Origin of the sequence: Thioalkalivibrio sp. ALJT (assembly GCF_000381825.1) — a bacterium.
Lineage (GTDB): Bacteria > Pseudomonadota > Gammaproteobacteria > Ectothiorhodospirales > Ectothiorhodospiraceae > Thioalkalivibrio.
The window spans coordinates 316,677-336,601 of the sequence record NZ_KB907123.1; the positions used below are offsets into that span (position 1 = coordinate 316,677).

Genomic DNA, 19,925 nt, shown 5'->3' on the forward strand with positions numbered 1-19,925 from the left:
GGTTTACATCCGTTCCGGGGCGGTTACGCCCAGCAGGCGCAGGCCGTTATGCAGGACCTGCCTGGCGCCGGTCAGCAGCGCCAGGCGGGCACTGATCACGGCGGTGTCTTCCGCGTTCAGGAACGGCACGGCGTTGTAATAGGTATGAAAGCCGGCGGCCAGCTCGCGCAGGTATTGGGCGATCTGATGCGGTTCGCAGGTCTCGGCGGCGGCTGCAATCACCTCGGGGAAGCGGTCGAGCCGGTCCAGCAGGTCGTCTTCCTGCGGCTCGGTCAGGCGTGCGGACAGCCCGGCGTCGTCCAGCGCAGCGGCGGTATGGCCGCGCTCGGCGGCGGTGCGCAGCACGCTGGCGATACGCGCATGGGCGTACTGGATGTAGTACATCGGGTTGTCGTTGGACTGCGACTTGGCCAGGTCCAGGTCGAAGTCCAGGTGCTGATCGCAGCGGCGCTGCACATAGAAGAAGCGTGCGGCATCCGAGCCGACCTCGTCGCGCAGCTCGCGCAGGGTAACGAACTGCCCGGCACGGGTGGACATCGGCAGGCGCTCGCCCCCGCGGTAGAGGATCGCGAACTGCACCAGCAGCACGTCGAGGCGGTCGGCCGCAAGGCCCAGGGCCTGTAGCGCGGCGCGCACGCGCGGGACATAGCCGTGATGGTCGGCGCCCCAGATGTTGATCACGCGCTCGAAGCCGCGCTGGAATTTTTCGCGGTGGTAGGCGATGTCGGAGGCGAAGTAGGTGTAGTCGCCGTTCTCGCGGCGCACCACACGGTCCTTGTCGTCGCCGTAGTCGGTGGAGCGGAACCACAGCGCCCCGTCCTGCTCGTACAGTGCGCCGCGGGTCTCGAGGTCCTGCACCGCGGCGTCGATTGCGCCAGCGTCGGCCAGGCTGCGCTCGGAGAACCAGCACTGGTACTCGACCCCGAATTCGCTCAGGTCGTCGCGGATGTCTTCGAGGATCGCGTTGAGGCCGCCGTCGAATACCGTGCGGTAAAGCTCCGGACCCAGCAGCTCGCGGGCGCGGGCGATCACCGCGTCGATGTAGACCTCCTTGTCGCCACCGGCCGGTTCGTCCGGCGGGAGGTCGCGGGTGACGGCCTCGGCCGGGTGCACGGCCTGTTCGCCGATCTGCGCGGTCAGGGCCTCGGCGACCGGGTAGATGTAGTCGCCCTGATAGCCGTTGGCCGGGAACGGGACCTGCACGCCGTGCTGTTCCAGATAACGCAGCCAGACGCTGGCGGCGAGGATGTTCATCTGCCGCCCGGCGTCGTTTACGTAATACTCGCGGGTGACGTCGAAGCCGCAGAAATCCAGCAAGTCGGCGACGGTGGCGCCGAAGGCCGCGCCGCGGCCGTGGCCGACATGCAGCGGGCCGGTGGGGTTGGCGGAGACGAACTCCACCTGCAGCGGGCGGCCGTTTCCGACACTGGAGCGGCCAAAGTCGGCGCCCTGGGTGGCAATGCGGCCCAGTACCCGGGTGCGGGCATCCGCAGCCAGGCGGAAGTTGATGAAGCCGGGGCCGGCGATCTCGGTGGCGGCCAGGCCGGGCACTGCGGGCATCGCGGCGCTGAGGGCCTCGGCCAGGTCGCGCGGTTTCGTCTTCGCCGGGCGCGCCAGCTGCATCGCCAGGTTGCTGGCGAAGTCACCGTGCTCGCGGTCGCGGGCACGCGTGACCTGCACCTCCACACCATGATCGGCGGGTACGCGGCCATCGGCCACCAGGGTCTCCAGAGCGGCCGCGAGGGCCTCGGTGAGGGTCTCTTTCAAGGGGGTCCGGTCCATCGTGTAAAAAGGGGCGCATTCTAACCCGTCAGGCCTGGGTGTGCCGCCTCGGTTTGTCCCTTGGCGTTTTCTCAGGCGAGGGATACGGGGTCGATGTCGATGGCGATGCGGACGGTGCGCGGCCGCTCGTCCGCCTGCCAGTCTTGACGTGCGCGGGCAAGGGCGGTGTGCAAGGGTCCGCGGTGGGCGGATTGCAGCAGGATCTGTTCGCGGAAACGCCGGTTCACGCGGTGTCGGGGGGCGGGGGCCGGACCCAGTACGCGCAGGTCAGCCGTGGCGGCGGCCAGCAGGTGGGCGGCCACACGTTCGGCGTGGTGACGGGCGTGCTCGGCGGTGTCCGCGTCCACCCGGACCAGGGCCAGGTATCCATGCGGCGGCATTCCGGCGGCGGCGCGCTCTTCCAGCAGGGGGGCGACCATCGCCGGGTAGTGCTCGGCGTCAAGGCTGCGGATCAGGGGGTGGTCCGGATGGCCGGTCTGCAACAGCACGCGGCCGCCTCCAGCGCCGCGCCCGGCACGCCCCGCCGCCTGTACGATCAGCTGCAGGGTGTTCTCGGTCGCGCGCAGGTCGACCGAAAACAGGCCCTGATCTACGTCGATGACTCCCACCAGCCCGACCTGCGGGAAGTCGTGGCCCTTGGCCAGCATCTGGGTGCCGACCACGATGGCCGCGCCCAGTTGCCGGATGCGTTCCAGGGCCTCCTCCAGCGCGCCCTTGTGGCGGATGCTGTCGCGGTCCAGCCGGATCAGCGGGGTGGTCGGGAAATGCCGCGCCAGGGCCTGTTCCAGACGCTGGGTGCCGAGCCCGCGCTGGGCCAGGGCCTCGCCGCATTCGGGGCAGCGCCGGGGGCGTGCCTCCTGATGCCCGCAGAGATGGCACACGGCGCGCGGGTTGTGGGCATGGATGGTCAGCCGCGCATCACAGGAGGGGCACTCGGCGATCCAGCCGCAGGCATCGCAGGACAGGACTCGGGCAAAGCCGCGACGGTTCAGCAGCAGGAAGCACTGCTGGTCGGCGTCAAGGGTCTGCTGCATGGCGTCCAGGAGCGGCGCGGTCAGGCCTTCGTCGGCTGGATGGACGCGGGTGTCGATGGCCTCCACGGGGGGTGGGCGGCTGCCATCGGGACGGTTCTTCAGGCGCGCCAGGGCGTAGCGCCCGCTGGTCGCGGCATGCAGGGTCTCCAGGGTGGGGGTGGCCGACCCGAGCACGACGGCGGCCCCCTCGATGTGGCCGCGCTTGATCGCGAGATCGCGGGCGTTGTAGCGGAACCCGTCCTGTTGTTTAAAGGCGGCGTCGTGTTCCTCGTCGACGATGATCAGGCCGAGATCGGGTAATGGTGTGAACAGGGCCGAGCGGGTCCCGACCACGATGCGGCGCAGGCCGCGGCGGGCGGCCTCCCAGGCGCGCAGGCGTTCGCCCTCGGCCAGGCCCGAGTGGAGCAGGGCGACCTGTCCGGGAAAGCGTTGCTGGATGCGGGCGCTGAGCTGCGGCGTCAGGGCGATTTCGGGGATCAGGAACAGGACCTGGCGCTGGCGTGCCAGTACGCGTTCCGCCATCTGCAGATAGACCTCGGTCTTGCCGCTTCCGGTGACGCCCTGAAGCAGCAGGGGCGTCGGGTGGGTCGGGTCCAGTGCGGCCACGGCGGCTTGTTGCTCCGGGGTCAGTGCATGCTCGCCAGGGGTCGGTGCGACAGGGTGGTCCGCGTCGGGCGCGGTTGTCTCCAGCCAGCCCCGTTCCTTCAGGCCCCGCAGTTCCCGCGGGGCGAGTCGCAGCCCGGTCGCCGCGGCGAGGGTGGCGCGATCCAGGGCCGCGTCCGGGCCGGCCTGTTCCAGTGCGCGCAGGGTCGCCCGCTGGCGCCGTCCGCGGACTCGGTGGTCGTTGAGGGCATCGCGCCCGGTGGGGCTGAGCCGCCACAGGGTCTCGGGGGCCAGGGCAGGCAGGGGATTGCCGTGACGCAGGGCCGGCGGCAGGGCCCCCAGCAGGGCCTCCCCGAGGGGGTGATGGTAGTAGCGGGCACCGAACTGGAGCAGTTCCAGCAGACTCGCATCGAGCAGGGGTTCGGCGTCCAGTACCGCCTGAAGGGCGCGCAGCCGCCCGGGAGGGACCTCGCTGGAGGCCGCCAGTTCGACCACGACGCCGATGGCTGTGCCGCGTCCGAAGGGGGCGCGGATGCGCTGGCCCGGCTGTGGGGTGGCCGCCTCGGGCAGGCGATAGTCGAACAGCCGATCGAGGGGACGGTCCAGGGCGATGCGGGCGATACGGGGCGAGGCAGCCATGTCCACAGTCTACTGGTTCGGGCTGAATACAGGGTCCGGTTAGGGGGCTGTTGGTTATCCACAAAAGCTGTGGATAAGTCTGTGGGTGAATCGCCCCAACAGGCCCTAACTGTTTGTAACTGCGGGGAGTGCCGGGATTGGTCAAAAAACGACCATGTTCTTTTGTGGCTTTAAAAAACAGTAAGTTACGGTTCTTTCGTGAAACGGTGGAAGCGTTGTTGCTGCTAACCCCGACCCGGTTGCGCTTCTTGTGGGTAGTCTGTATGGAATGCGTGCAAAGCGTGCCGGGCCGGCGCGGGCAGCGGGGTCGCGCGCGCACAAAAAAAGACCCGGGCCGCGCTGAGCGGAACCGGGTCTTGCAGGCGTGGCCGGCCAGCGGCCACGCAGGTCGAGCTAGCCGAGGGCCTTGACCGAGGCCACCAGTTCGGCGGCGACCTTCTGGCCGTCTCCGTACAGCATCTGGTTGTTGTCGGCATAGAACAGGTGGTTCTCGATACCCGAGAAACCCGCGCCCTTGCCGCGCTTCACGCAGATGACGTTCTGGGCCTGGTCGGCGTTCAGGATTGGCATGCCGTAGATCGGCGATTCCGGATTGGTCCGGGCCACCGGGTTCACGACGTCGTTCGCGCCGATCACCATCGCGACATCCGCGGTCTTGAACTCCTCGTTGATCTCGTCGAGATCGAAGATGATGTCGTAGGGCACGCCGGCCTCGGCCAGCAGCACGTTCATGTGCCCGGGCATGCGGCCCGCGACCGGGTGGATCGCGAACTTCACGTCCACGCCGCGCTTCTGCAGCAGCTGGGTGAATTCCCAGATCTTGTGCTGCGCCTGTGCGACGGCCATGCCGTAGCCCGGCACGATAATGACCTTCTCGGCGTAGGCCATCATGATCCCGGCGTCGTTGGCCTGGATCTCCTTCATGGTGCCTTCGATCTCTTCCTCGCCGCCGCCGGCGGAGCCGCCGAACTGGCTGAACAGGATGTTCTTGATCGGGCGGTTCATTGCCTTGGCCATCAGCTGCGTCAGCAGCGTACCGGCCGCGCCGACCACGATACCGGCGATCATCAGCGCCGGGTTGTCCAGCACGATGCCCTTCAGACCGACCGCCAGGCCGGTCAGGGCGTTGTACAGCGAGATCACCACCGGCATGTCAGCGCCGCCGATCGGCAGCGTCATCAGGATGCCGAAGGCCAGCGCCAGGATGAAGAACAGCAGCAGGGTGGCCGAACCGATCTCGCCGCCGCCGGTGGCCAGCATCAGGCCCAGGATCACGGTGATGGCGAAGATCGCGATGTTCACGATCTGCTGGCCGCCGAAGGTGAAGGTCTTCTTCATCAGACCTTCCAGCTTGGCGTAGGCCACCAGCGAGCCGGAGAAGGCCACCGAGCCGATCAGCGAGCCGGTCACGGCGATCGCCAGGCCGGTGTTGCTCACGGTTTCCGGGGTGGCCTGCAGCAGGTAGATCGCACCGATACCGGCCGCGGCGCCACCACCCATACCGTTGTACAGCGCGATCATTTGCGGCATGTCGGTCATCGCGACCTTCTTGCCGCTCCACCAGGCCAGCGCGCCGCCGATGGCGATACCCAGGATGATCAGGGTGTAGTTCACGCCGCCGGAGATCTCCGGATGCACGAACGTGACCAGCGTGGCGATCACCATGCCCACGCCGGCCCAGATGATGCCCGGCCGCGCGGTGGTCGGCGAGGACATCTGCTTGAGGCCGACGATGAACAGTACCGCCGCCGCAAAATAGGCGAGGTTGATGATCAGGCTCATGCGTTATCTCCCTTCTTGTCGTCCTTCTTGCTGGTCTTGAACATCTCCAGCATGCGTTCGGTGACGACGTAGCCACCCACGGCGTTGCCCGCGGCCAGGATCACGGCGACAAAGCCGATGGCCTGTTCCAGCGGGGTCGTGGCGTGGCCCAGCGCAACCATGGTCCCGACCAGCACGATGCCGTGGACGAAGTTGGAACCGGACATCAGCGGGGTGTGCAGGATGACCGGCACCTTGGAGATGATCTCGTAGCCGGTGAAGGCCGCGAGCATGAAAATGTACAGCGCGATAAAGCCTTCAATGATCATGAGTTCGCTCCCTTCAGGGCCTCGCGGGTGGCCTCGTGCACGATCTCGCCGTCGCGGGTCAGCACGCTCTTGGCGATGACTTCGTCATCCCAGTCGGGCTTGAACTCGCCGCCCTCGGCGATCATCGGCGTGAGGAAATTGAGCAGGTTCTTGGCATACATCTCGGAGGCATGCAGCGGGACCTGCGAGGGAACGTTCAGCGGCGCATGGACCACCACGCCCTGATGTTCGCGGGTCGCGCCGGGTTCGGACAGCTCGCAGTTGCCGCCGCCCTCGGCCGCCAGGTCGATGATGACCGCGCCCGGTTTCATGCCCTCGACCATATCCTTCGGGACCAGTTTCGGCGCGTCGCGACCGGGGATCGCGGCGGTGGTGATCAGCACGTCGGCCTTGGCGATGAACGCGCCCAGCGCCTCTTGCTGCTGCTTCTTTTCTTCCGCCGTCAGTTCGCGGGCATAGCCGCCTTCGCCCTCGGCGGAGACCCCCAGATCGAGGAACTTCGCCCCCAGCGACTCGACCTGCTCCTTGGTCGCAGAGCGCACGTCGTAGGCCTCGACCATCGCGCCCAGGCGCTTGGCCGTGGCGATCGCCTGCAGCCCGGCCACGCCGGCGCCGATCACGACAACCTTGGCCGGGCGGATGGTGCCGGCCGCGGTCGTCAGCATCGGGAAGAAGCGGCAGGACAGATCCGAACCCATGATCGCGCCCTTGTAGCCGACCACGGCCGCCTGCGAGGACAGCACGTCCATGCTCTGGGCGCGCGAGATGCGCGGGATCAGCTCCATTGCGAAGCTCAGAATCTTGCGCTCCTGCATTGCCTTGACTACGTCCGGATTGCGGTGGGCGTGGAACAGGCTGACCACGGTCGAGCCCTCCGGCAGCTGGTTCACTTCTTCTACCGTCGGCGGGGCCACGCGGACCATCAGGTCCGACTGGCCGTAAGCGGTGTCGGTGTCGACCACGGTCGCCTTTTCGTAGGCGGCGTCCGGGAAATGGGCTGCGGAACCGGCACCCTTCTCCAGTTGCACGGTAACGCCCATGTCACTGAACTTGGCCGCAACCGTCGGATCCAGGGCCACGCGACGTTCGCCGCTGGCGGACTCCTTGGGAACGGATAATTTGATTGCCATGCACTCTCTCCCCGGGCCGAGCGTGCCCGTATTCGTGGCGGGACGATCAGCCGCGCTCGCGGGTGGTGAAATCGGATACGGCACACGTGATCCGGCTGTGCCGCACAAAAAACGACCCGCGAGTTTAGCGGAATCGGCCTCGTGCTTAAACCGTGTCCGGCGTGCCGGACGGTGTTCGCAAACCCGCGCAGCTTACGACACCACGTGTCATGGCGTTGTAATTGCGTTGTTCTCGAAGGCTGTTTATTGTTTTTTCTTGCAGTGTCTCCCTGAGGGGGCATGGATTTGTTCATTCGCGGTCCGTGTGAGCAAATCCGTGTTTCCTTGAGACGGGACGAGGTCATGATACCGACCGAGCATCAAGTCCTGCGCACGGATGCCGCGGGTATGCCGCTGGAGTGGATCGGCCCGGAGCAGGCCGTTCGCCTCTACTACACCGGGCAGGTGGCCTACACCTGTGGCAGCCCGCTTTATCGCATGCGCGGCGGCATCAACGCCCGCACCGGGCAGCAGTCCCGGGTTGAGGTCAACTCGATCATCGCAACCTTCGGCACTCGCCAGTCCCACCGCAGCGACTATATCCCCCCGCTGAACAACGCCACCCTGTTTCGCCGCGATGCCCACCTTTGTCTCTACTGTGGCCACCGTTTTCCCGAACATGAGCTGTCCCGCGATCATGTGACGCCGATCAGCCAGAATGGCTCCGACACCTGGACCAACGTCGTCACCGCCTGCAAGCGCTGCAACAACCACAAGGCCGGATTCACGCCGGAAGAGGCCGGGATGCAGCTGCTCGCGATCCCGTTCACGCCAACCCACGCCGAATACATCTTCCTCAAGGGCAAACGCGTGCTGGCCGACCAGATGGAGTTCCTGCAGGCGCACTTCCCGCGCACCAGCCCCCTGCGCGGCCGTCTGGGCTGAACCGGCGCTGGCTGCCCCCGGGCCGCCGCCGCGCTATCCTTGACCGCTGAACCAAATGGCGCTGCGCTACTCCGACAGGGAGTCAGCGTCCCCTCGTGTCGGCAAGGAGCACCATGAAGTACTTCGGAGAAGCGGATTATCGTCACGGCCAGGCGCGCGGCGTCGGCGTATTGCTGACCAACCTCGGCACGCCGGACGAACCCACCGCGCCCGCCCTGCGCCGCTACCTGAAGGAGTTTCTCTGGGATCCGCGCGTGGTCGAGGTCCCGCGCCCGATCTGGTGGCTGATCCTCAACGGCATCATCCTCAACATCCGTCCGAAGCGCTCGGCCGCCAAGTACGCCACCGTCTGGACCGACGAAGGTTCGCCGCTGCTGGCGATCTCGAAGCGCCAGGCCGAGGGTGTGCGCCAGCGCCTGGCCGAACAGGTCGGTGAGGTCCCGGTCGCGCTGGGTATGCGCTACGGCAACCCGTCGATCGCCGCGGGGCTGGACGAGCTGCGCCGCCAGGGCGTGCGCCGCGTGGTGGTGCTGCCGCTTTATCCGCAGTACTCGGCCAGCACCAACGGCTCCACCTTCGATGCCGTGGCCGACGTGCTCAAGGGCTGGCGCTGGGTGCCGGATCTGCAGTTCATTGCCGCCTACGATGCCCAGCCCGGCTACATCGAGGCGCTGGCCAGCAGCGTGCGCGAGCACTGGCAGGAACACGGCCAGGCCGAGCGCCTGGTGATGTCCTTCCACGGTATCCCCAGGCGCTACCTGCTGCAGGGTGACCCCTACCACTGCCTGTGCCACGCTACCGGGCACAAGCTGGCGCAGGCCCTGGGGCTGAACGAAGACCAGTGGCAGGTCACCTTCCAGTCGCGCTTCGGGCGCGAGGAGTGGCTGCAGCCCTACACCGACAAGACCATGGAGGCCCTGCCGGGGCAGGGCGTGCGCTCGGTGGACGTGATCTGCCCCGGCTTCTCCGCCGACTGCCTTGAGACCATCGAGGAGATCGGCGACGAGAATCGCGAAATCTTCCAGGAAGCCGGTGGCGAACGCTTCCACTACATCCCGGCCCTGAACGACCGCGCGGATCACCTCGATTTCCTGGCCGGGCTGCTGCGCCAGCACCTGACGCCGTGGCTCAACGATCCGGACAATGCCCCCGAGGCGCGCGCCGCCGCCCGCGAGCGCGCGCTCGCGCTGGGCGCCAAACAGTAACGTGGCGCAGACCGGGGCGATGGACGGACCCGTGATGGTCGAACGGGATGCGGATGCGGTGGAGATCGGCGCCGTGATCATTGGCGACGAACTCCTGAGCGGCAAGCGCCGCGACCGCCATCAAGCCCATCTGACCGAGGCGCTTGCCGAGAAGGGCCTCGAACTCGCCTGGGTCCGCATCGTCGGGGACCACGCCGGGCGCCTGACGCAGACCTTCCGCGAGACCCTGGTAAGCGGCGCCGAGGTGTTCAGCTTTGGTGGCATCGGCGCGACGCCCGACGACCGCACTCGCGCCTGCCTGGCCGAGGCCCTGGGGCGCCCGCTGGCGCCGCATCCTGACTTCATGGCCCTGCTCGAGGAGCGCTTCGGCGCCGATGCGTGGCCGCACCGCGTGCGCATGGCCGAGCTCCCGGAGAGCGCGAGCCTGATCCCGAACCCGGTCAACGGCATCCCCGGGTTCAGCTGCGAACGCCACCACTGTGTGCCCGGCTTCCCGGTGATGGCCGAGCCGATGGCCCGCTGGGTCCTGGAGCAGCGTTTTCCCGACCGCGACGCCGCCGCCGGCGCCGTCGAGGAAACCCTGCGCCTGGAGAACGTCACCGAAAGCCGCCTGGTCCCCATCCTCGAGGCGATGGAGGCGGCCTTCCCCGATCTGCGCATCTCCTGCCTGCCGCGCATGGACCGCAACGCCCCGCAGGTCGAGCTGGGCCTGCGCGGGCCCCGCGCCCGCGTGACCGAGGGGCAGGCGGCCCTGCGCCAGCACCTGATCGCGGGCGGTTTTCTGAGCCACTGACGCGGTTCGAGCAGATCCCGTCGAAAGTGCTTGCGCGCCGGCCCGGGCGAGGTATATTGCTGCCTTGCAGGCACCCGCCTGTGTGCCGCTTCGGCGGCCCGAATGGAAGACCCCGCCCGTGAATCTGCCCGTTCCCGGCCCCGAATGGCCGGACTTTTCCGATACGCTTCCGCCCCGCGCACCGGCGGTCCTTGACCCCCCGGTTCCCGAGGCCCGCGAGCCGGAGGGCTGGCTGGATGCGCTGGCGCGTGATCAGCGGTGCGTATGGCCCGACTTCATACCGGCGGATACGGTCGATGCGCTGCACGACGAGGTCTACGCTCTGCGCGATGCCGCGCAGCTGGCGCAGGCGCGCATTGGCCGGGGTGGCGACCGCCACCGGGACGGGGCTACCCGCGGCGACTGGATCCACTGGCTGGATGGCGCCAGTCCGGCCCAGCAGGCGTTCATGGCTCGCCTGGAAGAAATTCGGCTGCAGGTGAGCCGCACGCTGATCCCGGGCCTGTTCGAGACCGAATCGCACTTTGCCCTGTACCCGCCCGGCACCCATTACGCCCGGCATGTGGATGCCTTCCAGGCCGGCAACTGCCGCCGGCTGTCGCTGGTGTTCTACCTGAACCGCGACTGGCGCGAGCAGGATGGCGGCCAGCTCGCGATCCATGACACTGCGGACCGCGAATGCCAGCGCATCCAGCCCACGGCCGGCACGCTGGTGATGTTCCTCAGCCAGAGCGTGCCGCACGCGGTACTGCCCACCCGTCGCTGGCGCGCCAGCATCGCCTCCTGGATGCGCGTGCGCGATCTCTCGGGCCCGCTCGCCAGCCTCGACCGCTTCTGAACGTCCGGGCCTGTTTGCTGCCGCTGGGCATGGCGTGTATCGCGTGCTGTCGGGCCCTGCGTGCTTAGAGGTCGCGTGCCTCGATGATGCCGACCGCCCACTCCTGGGCAGCGAGGATGGAGGCCTGGCTGGCGGCGATGTTCATGTTCATCGCCTGCTGGGTATCCAGGATTAGGTCCGCCTGTGTGCCGATATTGTCCGCCATCGCCAGGATCTGTCCTGACATCTCGAGGATGCGGTTGGCCATCAGACCGATATCGGCCGATAGCTCCAATATGCTGTCCATGGACCGGGCCAGCGTCGGGTCGGAGGTCATCGGCGCGAGTCCGTTGATGGCGATGACGTAGCCGTCCAGGGCGGTGGTCAGCGATTGCATCATCAGCGACAGGCTGCCCAGCTCCATGAATACCCTGGGGCCGAGGTGGACCTGGTTGTCCTTCGCGGCCGCGTTGATCGCGTGGCGGAGGCTGATCACGTCGGCCTGGAAGTCCTGTACGTCATCAACGATCGACCGGAGCTGGCGGTCCATGCGCCACGGGCGGAACATCACGGCCCGCATGCGCACGGAGAGGCGGCCACCCTCCATTACCAGCTGACTCAACTCCGCCGCGTAGCTGGCGTCCTCCATCACCGAGACCACGGCCAGGATGTTGTTCCGGGTCTGCAGGATGGAGTCCATGGTCAGGGCGACGTTCCGCGATTGCAGATCCTGGGTCACCAGGATCCGGTCCGCCATTTCGCCGATATTGTCGGCCATCACCAGGATGTTGTCCGCCATTTCGCCGATGCGGTCGGCCATGGTGCCGATGTCGTTCGAAAGCTGCAGCATCGCCGCGATACTGATGACAAGGGTGATGTCGTCGCCAACCGCGCCGAGGTGGTCGAGGCGCAGGGACAGGAGCAGGGCCTCGTTGGCGAGCGCAAGACCGTTATCGAACAGGTCGTCGAGGGCCTCCATGGTGGCGGCGTCCACGCTCAGTGGTGCGGCCAGGCCCGCGTTGATGGCCGTGATGCCGTTGACCAGGTCGCGTGCGGACTGGTTGGCCTCCAGCAGGGCCGGGCAGGTGACGCCGGCGGCGAGGTTGACCATCGCCAGCTGATTGTTCAGGGCGATGGCCCCGCCGTTGAGTGCTTGCAGGTCGGCGGCGAGGTCGGCGCGCGCCGGGCCGTGGGCCAGCCCGACGCTGACCAGGAGCAGGAACGCCAGGATACGGTGCAGGCGGAGTGCGGACATGGCTTGTTCTCCGGGAGACGGATCGATCAGAGGCCGCTGTCGCGCATGGCCGCAAGGGTCAGGGACTGGGCGGTCAGCAGCGATTCACGGGTCATGATGAGATTGGACTGTTGCAGGTTCTGGGTCTCGACGATGCGATCGGCCATCAGCCCGATGTTGTCGGCCATCACAATGATCCGGTCGCTCATCTGCAGGATGCGGTTGGACATCCGCCCGATGTCGCGGGTCAGGCGCAGCATGCTGGCGGTGGCGTCGCCGAGTACTGCGTTGTCCGTTACCGGGGCCAGGCGGTCGACCTGTGTCGCGTGCTCCTCTAGGGCGTCGCCCAGCGCACGGTGGATCCAGGAAAGATCGCCGAGCCAAGTCAGCGTATCGCCATCGATGTAGTGGCTTGCGGCCTGGCTGTCTTCGTTGACCGCACTGATCAGGTCCGCGGCGTGGTGGGCGACCGCAGCGGTCATTCCTTCAAGAGCGGCCAGTTCATCCGCCATGTTGTGTTCGGTCAGGGTTACCGCGTCCATCGCATCGGCCAGCACCTGGCTGTCGTCCACCATGGTCCCGAGGGTGGTGTTGTAGGCGATGGTCGACACACTGGTCTGCAGGGCGATCAGACCCTCCTGCGTGGACAGCATGGCCTGCTGGGTGAGCGCGATGTTGGTGTTCTGCAGGCGCTGGGTCGCGAGGATGCGATCGGCCATCAGCCCGATGTTGTCCGCCATGACCAGAATGCGGTCGGCCATCTCGATGATGCGATCGGCCATGGTGCCGATGTCGTCCGACAGCTGGAGCATCGCGGTGAGGGCGGTGCGGTACCGGAGCAGGTCCTGGACGTCTTCGATGTCCTGCAGTTCCGTGGCCAGGCGCAGGGTCTCGCTCGCCGAATCCGTGGCCAGGGTCGCGAGCTCGTCCAGGGACGCCAGATCGTCCGGCCGCAGGGCAAACGGCGTGCGCAGCTGGGCGTGGATCCGCTCCAGACTGTTGATGTAATCCGCGACTGAGGTATTCAGGGTGCCCAGTTGCGTACAGTCCCGGGTCGCACTGATTGAGAAAGATCCGAGGTCTTCGTTGAAGCTGCGGAGGTCCGCGACCAGTGCCTGCAGGTCGTCGCCGACATCGGCGTGGACATGGAAGGAAGCGAGACTCAGGACCAGGGCCAGCAGGGCCACGAAAGAACGCGAGCTGGGCATGGGAACAGGGCTCCGGTAACAGGTGATCGCGCCGGGTGAAGGCCGCGGGGCGGCGCGATCGTAATGCATCCATCAGGATGTGCTTATTAACCCCTTCTATTTTTGTTGAAGTGCCTGTCCAGCGCGTGGTCGTTGTACAGAGATCCGTGCAGCGAGCGCCGGCATGCGTCCGGGAGGCGTCAGTGGATGGCGGTGCCTTGCAGGCAGTCGGCGGCTTTGCGGGGTTCTATCCCATTTCTGCGGACGGTGCCTGGCCGTTGGTGATGTCCCAGGCGTGCGGCAGGTGGATGGCGTCGTGGAACCATTGCTGGTGCCAGTGGGGATCGTTCGGCATGAGCAGTGGCTTGAGCCGGTAATTGGACGAGGCGGAAATTGGGTTAAGGAGACGCTGATTGAATCGCACGTCCGCGCTCGAGTCGCTTTTGCGTGCGTTTAATGCGCGGTGACGGCCGTGCAGTCACTCTGCTACAGGAGAACCGCAACGCCGTTCCCGCGCCCGTTGTTGATCAAAAAACGGCCGCCAAACCCCCTACTTCAAAAACCTGGGGGGGTGGGGGCCCCCCGATTCTGAATGAATATGGCCCGATCCTGCGTTGCGCCCCGAATCCATCAGAAACGGGCGGGTAGAACCACTACCCGCTGTACGATGCGTCTTGTCTCGGAACGCTTGTCTCCAAAAACTGGGGGGCACCCACGCGGACGTGCGATTCAATCAGCGTCTCCTTAACGGTCAGTCCCTGCATCCCCCTGCAGGCGGTCGGCGGCTTTGCGGGCGGCGGAGGTACCGGGGTAGTAGTCGCGGACGTATTCGGCGCGTGCGCGGGCCTCTTCCTGATGGCCGGCTGCGGCGGCCTGGTCGGCGATCTGGAGTTCGATGTCGGCCAGGTTCTCGCGCAGGCGAGCGAGGCGCGGGGCGAGGGACTCCGTGTATTCCGACATGGGGTAGTCGTTCAGGAAGGCGGCGAGTCGCAGGAAGACCTGACGGCCCTGTTCGCTGCGCTGTTGCGGCGGCATGGCGGTGGCGCGGTTCCAGGTGCCCAGTTGCGCCAGGGCGCCCAAATAGGCGGCGTAGTCGGTATCCGGGTGGTTCGGGTGGTCCTCGAGAATGGCATCAGCGAGGTTGCGGGTGCGCGTAAACTCCCCGCGCTGCAGACACACACGCGCGACGGACAGGCGGACGTCGACCGCGCTCGGCGCATCGGCGGTATCGAGTGCGTCGTAGGCCACGCGGCAGTCCCCGCGGTCCAGCGCATGTCGGACGTCCGCTGGCGGGGAGTCGGCCCCCTGTGGTGGCGTCGTGGCGCACCCGGTCAGGGCCAGGCCGATCAGCACGCAGGTCGCGAGCGAAACGGGCGCAAGGGAACGACGGTGGCTGTTGGGCGCGAACATGGATTGCTCAAGTGTCACGGGGCTGATCCTGCGGTCCATAGATACCGTCCCTGCTCATTACGACGGAGGTTGTTTTCGAGTAGGCGCTTGATGCTGTCATCGGCGTGGGCGCGCGGGTCCAGCCGCACTTGAGCGTCCAGGCCCGGCGGGTTCGTTCGCAGGTCCAGGCGGAGGGTGCCGGTGATCCCCAGTTCGGCCTCCGGTGAGGCATCCAGCTCGATCCCCAGGAGCTCATCCCCGTCGCGCAGAGTGGCGCGTTGTTCGCCCAGAGGCAAGGGACGCGGGAGGCCCGCTGCCGCTTGCTGCCAGTTGACCCGTCCCGAGGCCTGCTCCACTGACCCGTTCCGCCGGACTCGAAGTTGGAGGTCGCTCGCCAGCAGGTGGCCGTCCAGCACGAGCGGGATGCCGGTATCCCACTGATGCAGCGCAGTTGCGGGCAGGGTGCCTTCGAGCCCCGATAGTTGCAGGCTGCCAGGCCCGACCCGGAGGGCACCGCGGAGCTCGCCTCCGCCTGGCGGGAGCCAGTAGAGGTCGGCGGCCACGCCGCCACGAAGCCATTCGCCAGGCTGGAGTTCCCACTGCAGATACCCCATGGGCCCCACCTGGGACTGGAGCCCATCGACGCTGCCCCGCCAGACCGACCCGTGCACCTGCTCCCAGGCGATGCTGTCCGGCAAACCGGCCCACCGTTCGGCCGCCGCCAGCGCAACGGAGGCCGGCAGGCGCGCAACCAGCGCGACCAGCAGGGCGAGCACGAAAAAGGTCCCCAGCGAGAACCACGGCGCGCGATACGCCTGCCGTTGGGCGGCCGGGTTGTCCTGGTCCGTATTCATGCTAGGGCTCGCGGGTGAGAAAGAGTTCGGCATTGACCCGCCCCGGGTCGACGACGCGTTCCAGCAGGATGCGTCCCGGAACAACGCCGTCTTCCTGCTCCAGTTCGCCGAGCCAGCGCATCAGGGCGCTGTAGGGCACGGCTTCGAGGTGTACGTTCACGCCGGTCTCGCTCGGCCGCGCCCGCGCCAGGTGCTCGCCCAGGCCGGAGGCCCGGGCGGAGGCATCCACGTGGGCGATCAGCGAGCGGCCTTCGAGGCGCGGGCGTTGATCGGCCTGGGCCGAGCCGCGATCACGGGAGGCGGCAGCCGCGGCCGCAGAGGCATTGGCTTGCATCCAGGCGAGTTCCGAGCGGGCCTCGGCCAGCCGTTCGCGGGCCTGTTCGCGGCTGTCCAGCAGGGGCTCGATCACACCGAGGAACCCGGCCGCGATCAGAAGGATCAGTCCGCCCGCTAGTAGCAGGCGTTGCTCGCGGCTTTGCAGGTTGTTCCAGAAGGCCTTCATGGTTCTTGCTCGATGGTCATGCGTGCCCGGACGCCCCGTTCCCCGGTCTCTGCCGAGACGATCCGGACACGCGCGGTCAGGGCTTCGCGCAGGTCCTCGCGCAGGCGTTCCAGTTCCGCGATTCCACTGCCCTCCAGTTCCAGCTCCAGGCGCCCCGGCTCGCCGCGCAGCCGCTGCAGGGCCAAGTCGCGCGGGGCGAGGCTCGCCATGATGCTGGCCATGGATGCGCCGAGCGGGCCGGGCGAGGTGGCCGTCGTCGCTTCCGCTTCGCCGGGTTCCAGCAGGGCCTCGAACTGGGCGACGGGATCAACCATGCGCGACTGTGGCAGGGTGGCCTCGAACAGGCTGGCAATCTCGCGCTCCGTTACCCGGTATTCCTGTTCCAGCTGGGCCACTTCCAGCCACAGGGCCCCCATCCAGAGGGCGCCCAGCGCAAGCGCCAGGGCGGCGGGTACGCGCCAGGACGGCGGCAGCAGCGAGGATGCGGGCGAACCCGTGGCGGGGGAGGCAAAGTCGAAGGCGAGCGCGCTCCGCAGGGTCTGCTGCAGTGCGGGTGTCAGGGTGTCGCCTGATTGCAGCCCGTGCAGAAGGAGCTCGAGCACCCCCCCCGACCAGCCGGGCGGGGGGTGGAGGGGGGTGCGCGGGTCTGGATTGGCGCCGGGTTCGATCACCCGGGGCGTGTCCGGAGCGGTCTGGCCCTCGCCACGGGCGTTTTCGGGAGATGATGTGACGGAGTGCTGTTGCAACCACCAGGCGGCGACCTCGCCGGGCATCGCCAGGGGTTCGGCGTCCGGGGAGAGCAGGATACTGCGTTGGGTCCCCGCGAGCAGGATGGCCCGGTCATCCGTTTTCAGGCCGCGCAGGAGCGAGAGGTCCGGAATCAGATGCGCGACATGGATGCCCTGATCGTGCAGCCAGGCTTCCCAGTGTTTCAGGTCGCGGCGGGCGGCCACGCTGGCCGTGGTCTCGGCCCCGTGACGCGGGCCGGCGACGATGCGGAGCTGTTCCAGGTCTTCGCTGAGGCGGTCTTCCAGGGCGAACGGCAGCGCGCGATGCCGGATTCGTTTCGACTTGCCGGGTACAAAGACACGATGCAGGGGCGCGCGTTCTCCCGGCAGCAGCGCGATGGTCCGGTCGTCCGGCGTCATCAGGGTACGCAGTTCTTCCGGCGTCGCCTCGCCCTGCCCGGAGAAGGCCCCGTTCCGGCGTAGCCGCAGCCAGCGCAGCCGCCCCGGCGTGTCTGCGGCCAGCATCTCGGGTTCCGGCAACTGGAACAGCAGCCAGTTCACCTGAGTTGCAGCCAGTGGGTGGCGTGTATCGGCATCCGGTTTTTCCTCAAGGTTCGCAGGGCGTGTGTTCGCGGATGATGGTACGCCCGTTGGGCCCGTCCAGGATCGCGCAGTGAAAATAATCGCGGCCGGCGATGCGGACAACCAGTTGCAGCCGGAAGTACCGAATCTCCGGGGCCTCCTCGGTGGCCTGATTCTGCCCGGCGGCCTGGACCGGGTCCGGGGCCTGGTCCAGATCGATTGCGTTGTCCGTGCCTGGTCGGGCCACCACATAGGGCGCCAGGGCCCACCAGAGGTCCTGACTGAAACCGTGGACCTGAAGCAGTTCCGATGCCAGCCACATGGGCCGGTTGCCACTCAGCCGTGGCGGTTCCAGCCCCCGGTAGATCGGGTCGTCCGTCTCCGGATTCAGCCAGTCGTGCACGGCGACGGCCAGGCGCCGGGCGTTGCCCGTCGCTGCCTCGCTCTCACGGATGGCATGCTCGATCAGGCCGGCGAAGGCCTCCAGCGGGGGATCGTCAGGCCGCGCGAGGCTGTTGATGTTGAAGCGGCAATGCAGGTTCTCCAGGCGAGCCTGGACGCCAACACCTTCAACTTCCAGCGGGATCGTGGGCGAGCTGCAACCCTCCCATGGCAGATTGTCGTAGCTGTCCAGGTTTTCCAGCATGTGGAGCGCGACGGTTTCGCCGGCCCGGGTCAGGCGTCTGGCCTGGTCCTGGTCCTGAATGGTCGCCGCGCGGAACACCTGCTGGTGGTCGCGCATGGCCATGGTGACGGCCGTCACGCTGGCGATTGCAACCACCAGCAGTGCCGTGATCAGGGCGGCACCCGATGCGTCGCGCCTCACTGGCCCCCCGTCAGCGCGATACGCCGTTCGACGGGGCCCAGCCCCGGGATAATCAGGTGCACAACGACCTGGGCCGGACGTCGTTCGCCGGCGTCCAGTGGCGGCCAGCTATCCGTGATCTCCCGGGTGCGACCGTCGACAAAATCGAAGCGGATTTGCAGCGCCTGAGCCTCATCCCGGGCGTCCGGGTCACCTGGCAGAAACAGCCGCACCTGCTCGGATTCCGCCAGCGCGCCGTCCAGCACTGGCCAGGTGACCCGTTCCAGCCCACGTTCCGAGACCCGCCAGGCGACCCGTGCGAGGCGGTCATGTTCTCCGTGTCCCGCCCGCACCAGCTCCAGTTGTTCCGGGTCCGTGACGGGGCTGTAACGCAGGGCTGGCAGACGGTCCCCGAATCCATCCCGGGGGCGTAGCGCGATGCTGTGGCGCAGGTCGCGTTCCAGTACGGCCAGGGCAACCTGGAGCTCCGTCAGGCGCTGGCTTTGTGCCTGTGTGGCGTGGTCGGCGACCAGCACCGCGCGCAGCCCACCAATGGCCAGCACCCCCACGGTGGCGAATACCGCCACCGCGACCAGCAGCTCCAGCAGGGTAAAACCGCGGGCCGGGCGGATCGCGAGCACGTCATGGATCGGGCGCTCAGGGCAGCGCATAGCCGACCGCCTGGGCGAGGGGGTGGTCGGGGTCACCGTCCAGTGGCCAGACCCGGACCTCGATGCGGCGCACGGCCGGCAGCGGGAGCGGGGCGTCGATGACGGTATCAGTGATCTCGACGCGGGCATCCCACTCCCGGTTGGCGAGGTGCGAACGAATGCGCTCGGTACCGGGCTCGACCTGGCGCAGCCCGGCCTCGTAGTCCGCGATCAGGTTGCTGGCCACCCAGCCGGCCAGCGTGCGTTCCTGCAGGTACGCAGTATTGCGGGCGTGCTCACTGCCCGCCTTGATGAGGGCGCCGAGGGCGACCCCCAGCACGACCAGGGCAATCAGCACCTCAAGCAGGGTGAATCCGCGTGCAGCGGCAGGCGTTGTCATGGCGTGTCGGGGTGTCCCGGACGTTGCGCCAGCAGGTGGCGCGGCTCGCCGTCGGACGGGGACGGGTGCTCGAAGGCCTGGATGGGCTGGTCGCGTTCGCTGCGGAGTACGAAGCCGCTGCGGCCGTCGGGGTATTCCAGGATCAACTCGAAGGGCTCGATCCGGCCGCTGCCGTTAATGGCGATGCGGTTGTGCTCCGGAGACTCGCGAAGACCGTTCCGGCGGCCGTCCACATAGAGCCGGGGTTGCAGCCCGTGTTGCCGGAAGTCGTAGGGTCCCAGCGGGCCGCTCTCAATGGGGATCCAGGTGACCCGGGTATCGTCGATCCACTGGCGTTCCAGAATGACCAGCCCCTCGGTGCCGATACCAATGGACAGTGCCTGGCCAGTCAGGAGGGTCTGTTCCCGGGCCAGTTCGATCTGGGATGCGAGCTGGCGCGCGTTTTGTTCGAGGCTGCGGCTGCCCAGCTGGCTCACCGACAGCACGCCGACGCTGGCGACGACGCCGATCACGAACATCACGACCAGCAGCTCGATCAGGGTGAAACCGGGAGCGCGGCGGGGTCGGATCGCCATGG

The 19,925-nt window shown here is 67.5% G+C and carries 19 protein-coding genes; 4 read left to right on the forward strand and 15 right to left on the reverse strand.

Annotated features, from left to right (window positions below; genetic code table 11):
* Positions 1–3 precede the first annotated feature (3 nt).
* From argS to G332_RS0105670, 5 genes are all read right to left on the reverse strand, one after another.
* The gene (gene argS, locus G332_RS0105650) at positions 4–1,767 is read right to left on the reverse strand and encodes an arginine--tRNA ligase (protein WP_026340634.1); all 1,764 of its coding nucleotides are present in this window, start codon (positions 1,765–1,767) and stop codon (positions 4–6) included.
* Between the two features lie 86 nt (positions 1,768–1,853).
* Positions 1,854–4,058: a primosomal protein N' gene (locus tag G332_RS0105655; protein WP_019626030.1), complete on the reverse strand. Its 2,205-nt coding sequence runs from the start codon at positions 4,056–4,058 to the stop codon at positions 1,854–1,856.
* Positions 4,059–4,451: 393 nt separating this feature from the next.
* Positions 4,452–5,840: an NAD(P)(+) transhydrogenase (Re/Si-specific) subunit beta gene (locus tag G332_RS0105660; protein WP_019626031.1), complete on the reverse strand. Its 1,389-nt coding sequence runs from the start codon at positions 5,838–5,840 to the stop codon at positions 4,452–4,454.
* Positions 5,837–6,148: an NAD(P) transhydrogenase subunit alpha gene (locus G332_RS0105665; protein WP_017942675.1), complete on the reverse strand. Its 312-nt coding sequence runs from the start codon at positions 6,146–6,148 to the stop codon at positions 5,837–5,839. The genes G332_RS0105660 and G332_RS0105665 overlap by 4 nt, the downstream gene beginning before the upstream one ends.
* Complete coding sequence (locus G332_RS0105670; RefSeq protein ID WP_019626032.1) at positions 6,145–7,278, reverse strand: NAD(P) transhydrogenase subunit alpha; 1,134 nt, start codon at positions 7,276–7,278, stop codon at positions 6,145–6,147. The genes G332_RS0105665 and G332_RS0105670 overlap by 4 nt, the downstream gene beginning before the upstream one ends.
* A 342-nt stretch (positions 7,279–7,620) precedes the next feature.
* Here G332_RS0105670 and G332_RS0105675 point away from each other — a divergent pair, with 342 nt between their 5' ends.
* From G332_RS0105675 to G332_RS0105690, 4 genes are all read left to right on the forward strand, one after another.
* Positions 7,621–8,202 carry an HNH endonuclease gene (locus G332_RS0105675; RefSeq protein ID WP_019626033.1) on the forward strand — a complete coding sequence of 194 codons (582 nt, stop codon included), beginning with the start codon at positions 7,621–7,623 and terminating at the stop codon, positions 8,200–8,202.
* A 113-nt stretch (positions 8,203–8,315) separates the two neighbouring features.
* Positions 8,316–9,407 carry a ferrochelatase gene (gene hemH / locus G332_RS0105680; RefSeq protein ID WP_019626034.1) on the forward strand — a complete coding sequence of 364 codons (1,092 nt, stop codon included), beginning with the start codon at positions 8,316–8,318 and terminating at the stop codon, positions 9,405–9,407.
* 19 nt (positions 9,408–9,426) lie between these two features.
* A complete protein-coding gene (locus G332_RS0105685) occupies positions 9,427–10,200 on the forward strand; it encodes a molybdopterin-binding protein (protein ID WP_231362878.1) in 774 nt (257 codons plus the stop codon).
* Positions 10,201–10,318: 118 nt separating this feature from the next.
* Positions 10,319–11,038, forward strand: coding sequence for a 2OG-Fe(II) oxygenase (locus G332_RS0105690; protein ID WP_019626036.1), 720 nt, complete (start codon positions 10,319–10,321; stop codon positions 11,036–11,038).
* Positions 11,039–11,102: 64 nt separating this feature from the next.
* Here the strand turns inward: G332_RS0105690 and G332_RS0105695 are convergent, their stop codons facing one another.
* From G332_RS0105695 to G332_RS0105740, 10 genes are all read right to left on the reverse strand, one after another.
* On the reverse strand, positions 11,103–12,272 hold the full coding sequence (locus G332_RS0105695; RefSeq protein ID WP_019626037.1) for a hypothetical protein: 1,170 nt from the start codon (positions 12,270–12,272) through the stop codon (positions 11,103–11,105).
* A 26-nt stretch (positions 12,273–12,298) separates the two neighbouring features.
* On the reverse strand, positions 12,299–13,459 hold the full coding sequence (locus G332_RS0105700; RefSeq protein WP_019626038.1) for a hypothetical protein: 1,161 nt from the start codon (positions 13,457–13,459) through the stop codon (positions 12,299–12,301).
* Between the two features lie 723 nt (positions 13,460–14,182).
* A complete protein-coding gene (locus G332_RS0105705; RefSeq protein ID WP_019626040.1) occupies positions 14,183–14,848 on the reverse strand; it encodes an outer membrane protein assembly factor BamD in 666 nt (221 codons plus the stop codon).
* Between the two features lie 14 nt (positions 14,849–14,862).
* Positions 14,863–15,681: a type II secretion system protein N gene (gene gspN, locus G332_RS0105710; protein WP_019626041.1), complete on the reverse strand. Its 819-nt coding sequence runs from the start codon at positions 15,679–15,681 to the stop codon at positions 14,863–14,865.
* Position 15,682: 1 nt separating this feature from the next.
* Positions 15,683–16,183 carry a type II secretion system protein GspM gene (gene gspM, locus G332_RS0105715; RefSeq protein WP_019626042.1) on the reverse strand — a complete coding sequence of 167 codons (501 nt, stop codon included), beginning with the start codon at positions 16,181–16,183 and terminating at the stop codon, positions 15,683–15,685.
* Positions 16,180–17,472: a type II secretion system protein GspL gene (gspL, locus tag G332_RS0105720; RefSeq protein ID WP_019626043.1), complete on the reverse strand. Its 1,293-nt coding sequence runs from the start codon at positions 17,470–17,472 to the stop codon at positions 16,180–16,182. Before gspL ends, gspM begins: the two co-directional genes overlap by 4 nt.
* A 46-nt stretch (positions 17,473–17,518) precedes the next feature.
* Positions 17,519–18,319 carry a general secretion pathway protein GspK gene (locus tag G332_RS0105725; protein WP_019626044.1) on the reverse strand — a complete coding sequence of 267 codons (801 nt, stop codon included), beginning with the start codon at positions 18,317–18,319 and terminating at the stop codon, positions 17,519–17,521.
* Positions 18,316–18,969, reverse strand: coding sequence for a type II secretion system minor pseudopilin GspJ (gene gspJ, locus G332_RS0105730; RefSeq protein WP_019626045.1), 654 nt, complete (start codon positions 18,967–18,969; stop codon positions 18,316–18,318). The genes G332_RS0105725 and gspJ overlap by 4 nt, the downstream gene beginning before the upstream one ends.
* The gene (gene gspI / locus G332_RS0105735; protein WP_019626046.1) at positions 18,956–19,348 is read right to left on the reverse strand and encodes a type II secretion system minor pseudopilin GspI; all 393 of its coding nucleotides are present in this window, start codon (positions 19,346–19,348) and stop codon (positions 18,956–18,958) included. The genes gspJ and gspI overlap by 14 nt, the downstream gene beginning before the upstream one ends.
* On the reverse strand, positions 19,345–19,923 hold the full coding sequence (locus tag G332_RS0105740) for a Tfp pilus assembly protein FimT/FimU (RefSeq protein WP_019626047.1): 579 nt from the start codon (positions 19,921–19,923) through the stop codon (positions 19,345–19,347). Before G332_RS0105740 ends, gspI begins: the two co-directional genes overlap by 4 nt.
* Positions 19,924–19,925 lie beyond the last annotated feature (2 nt).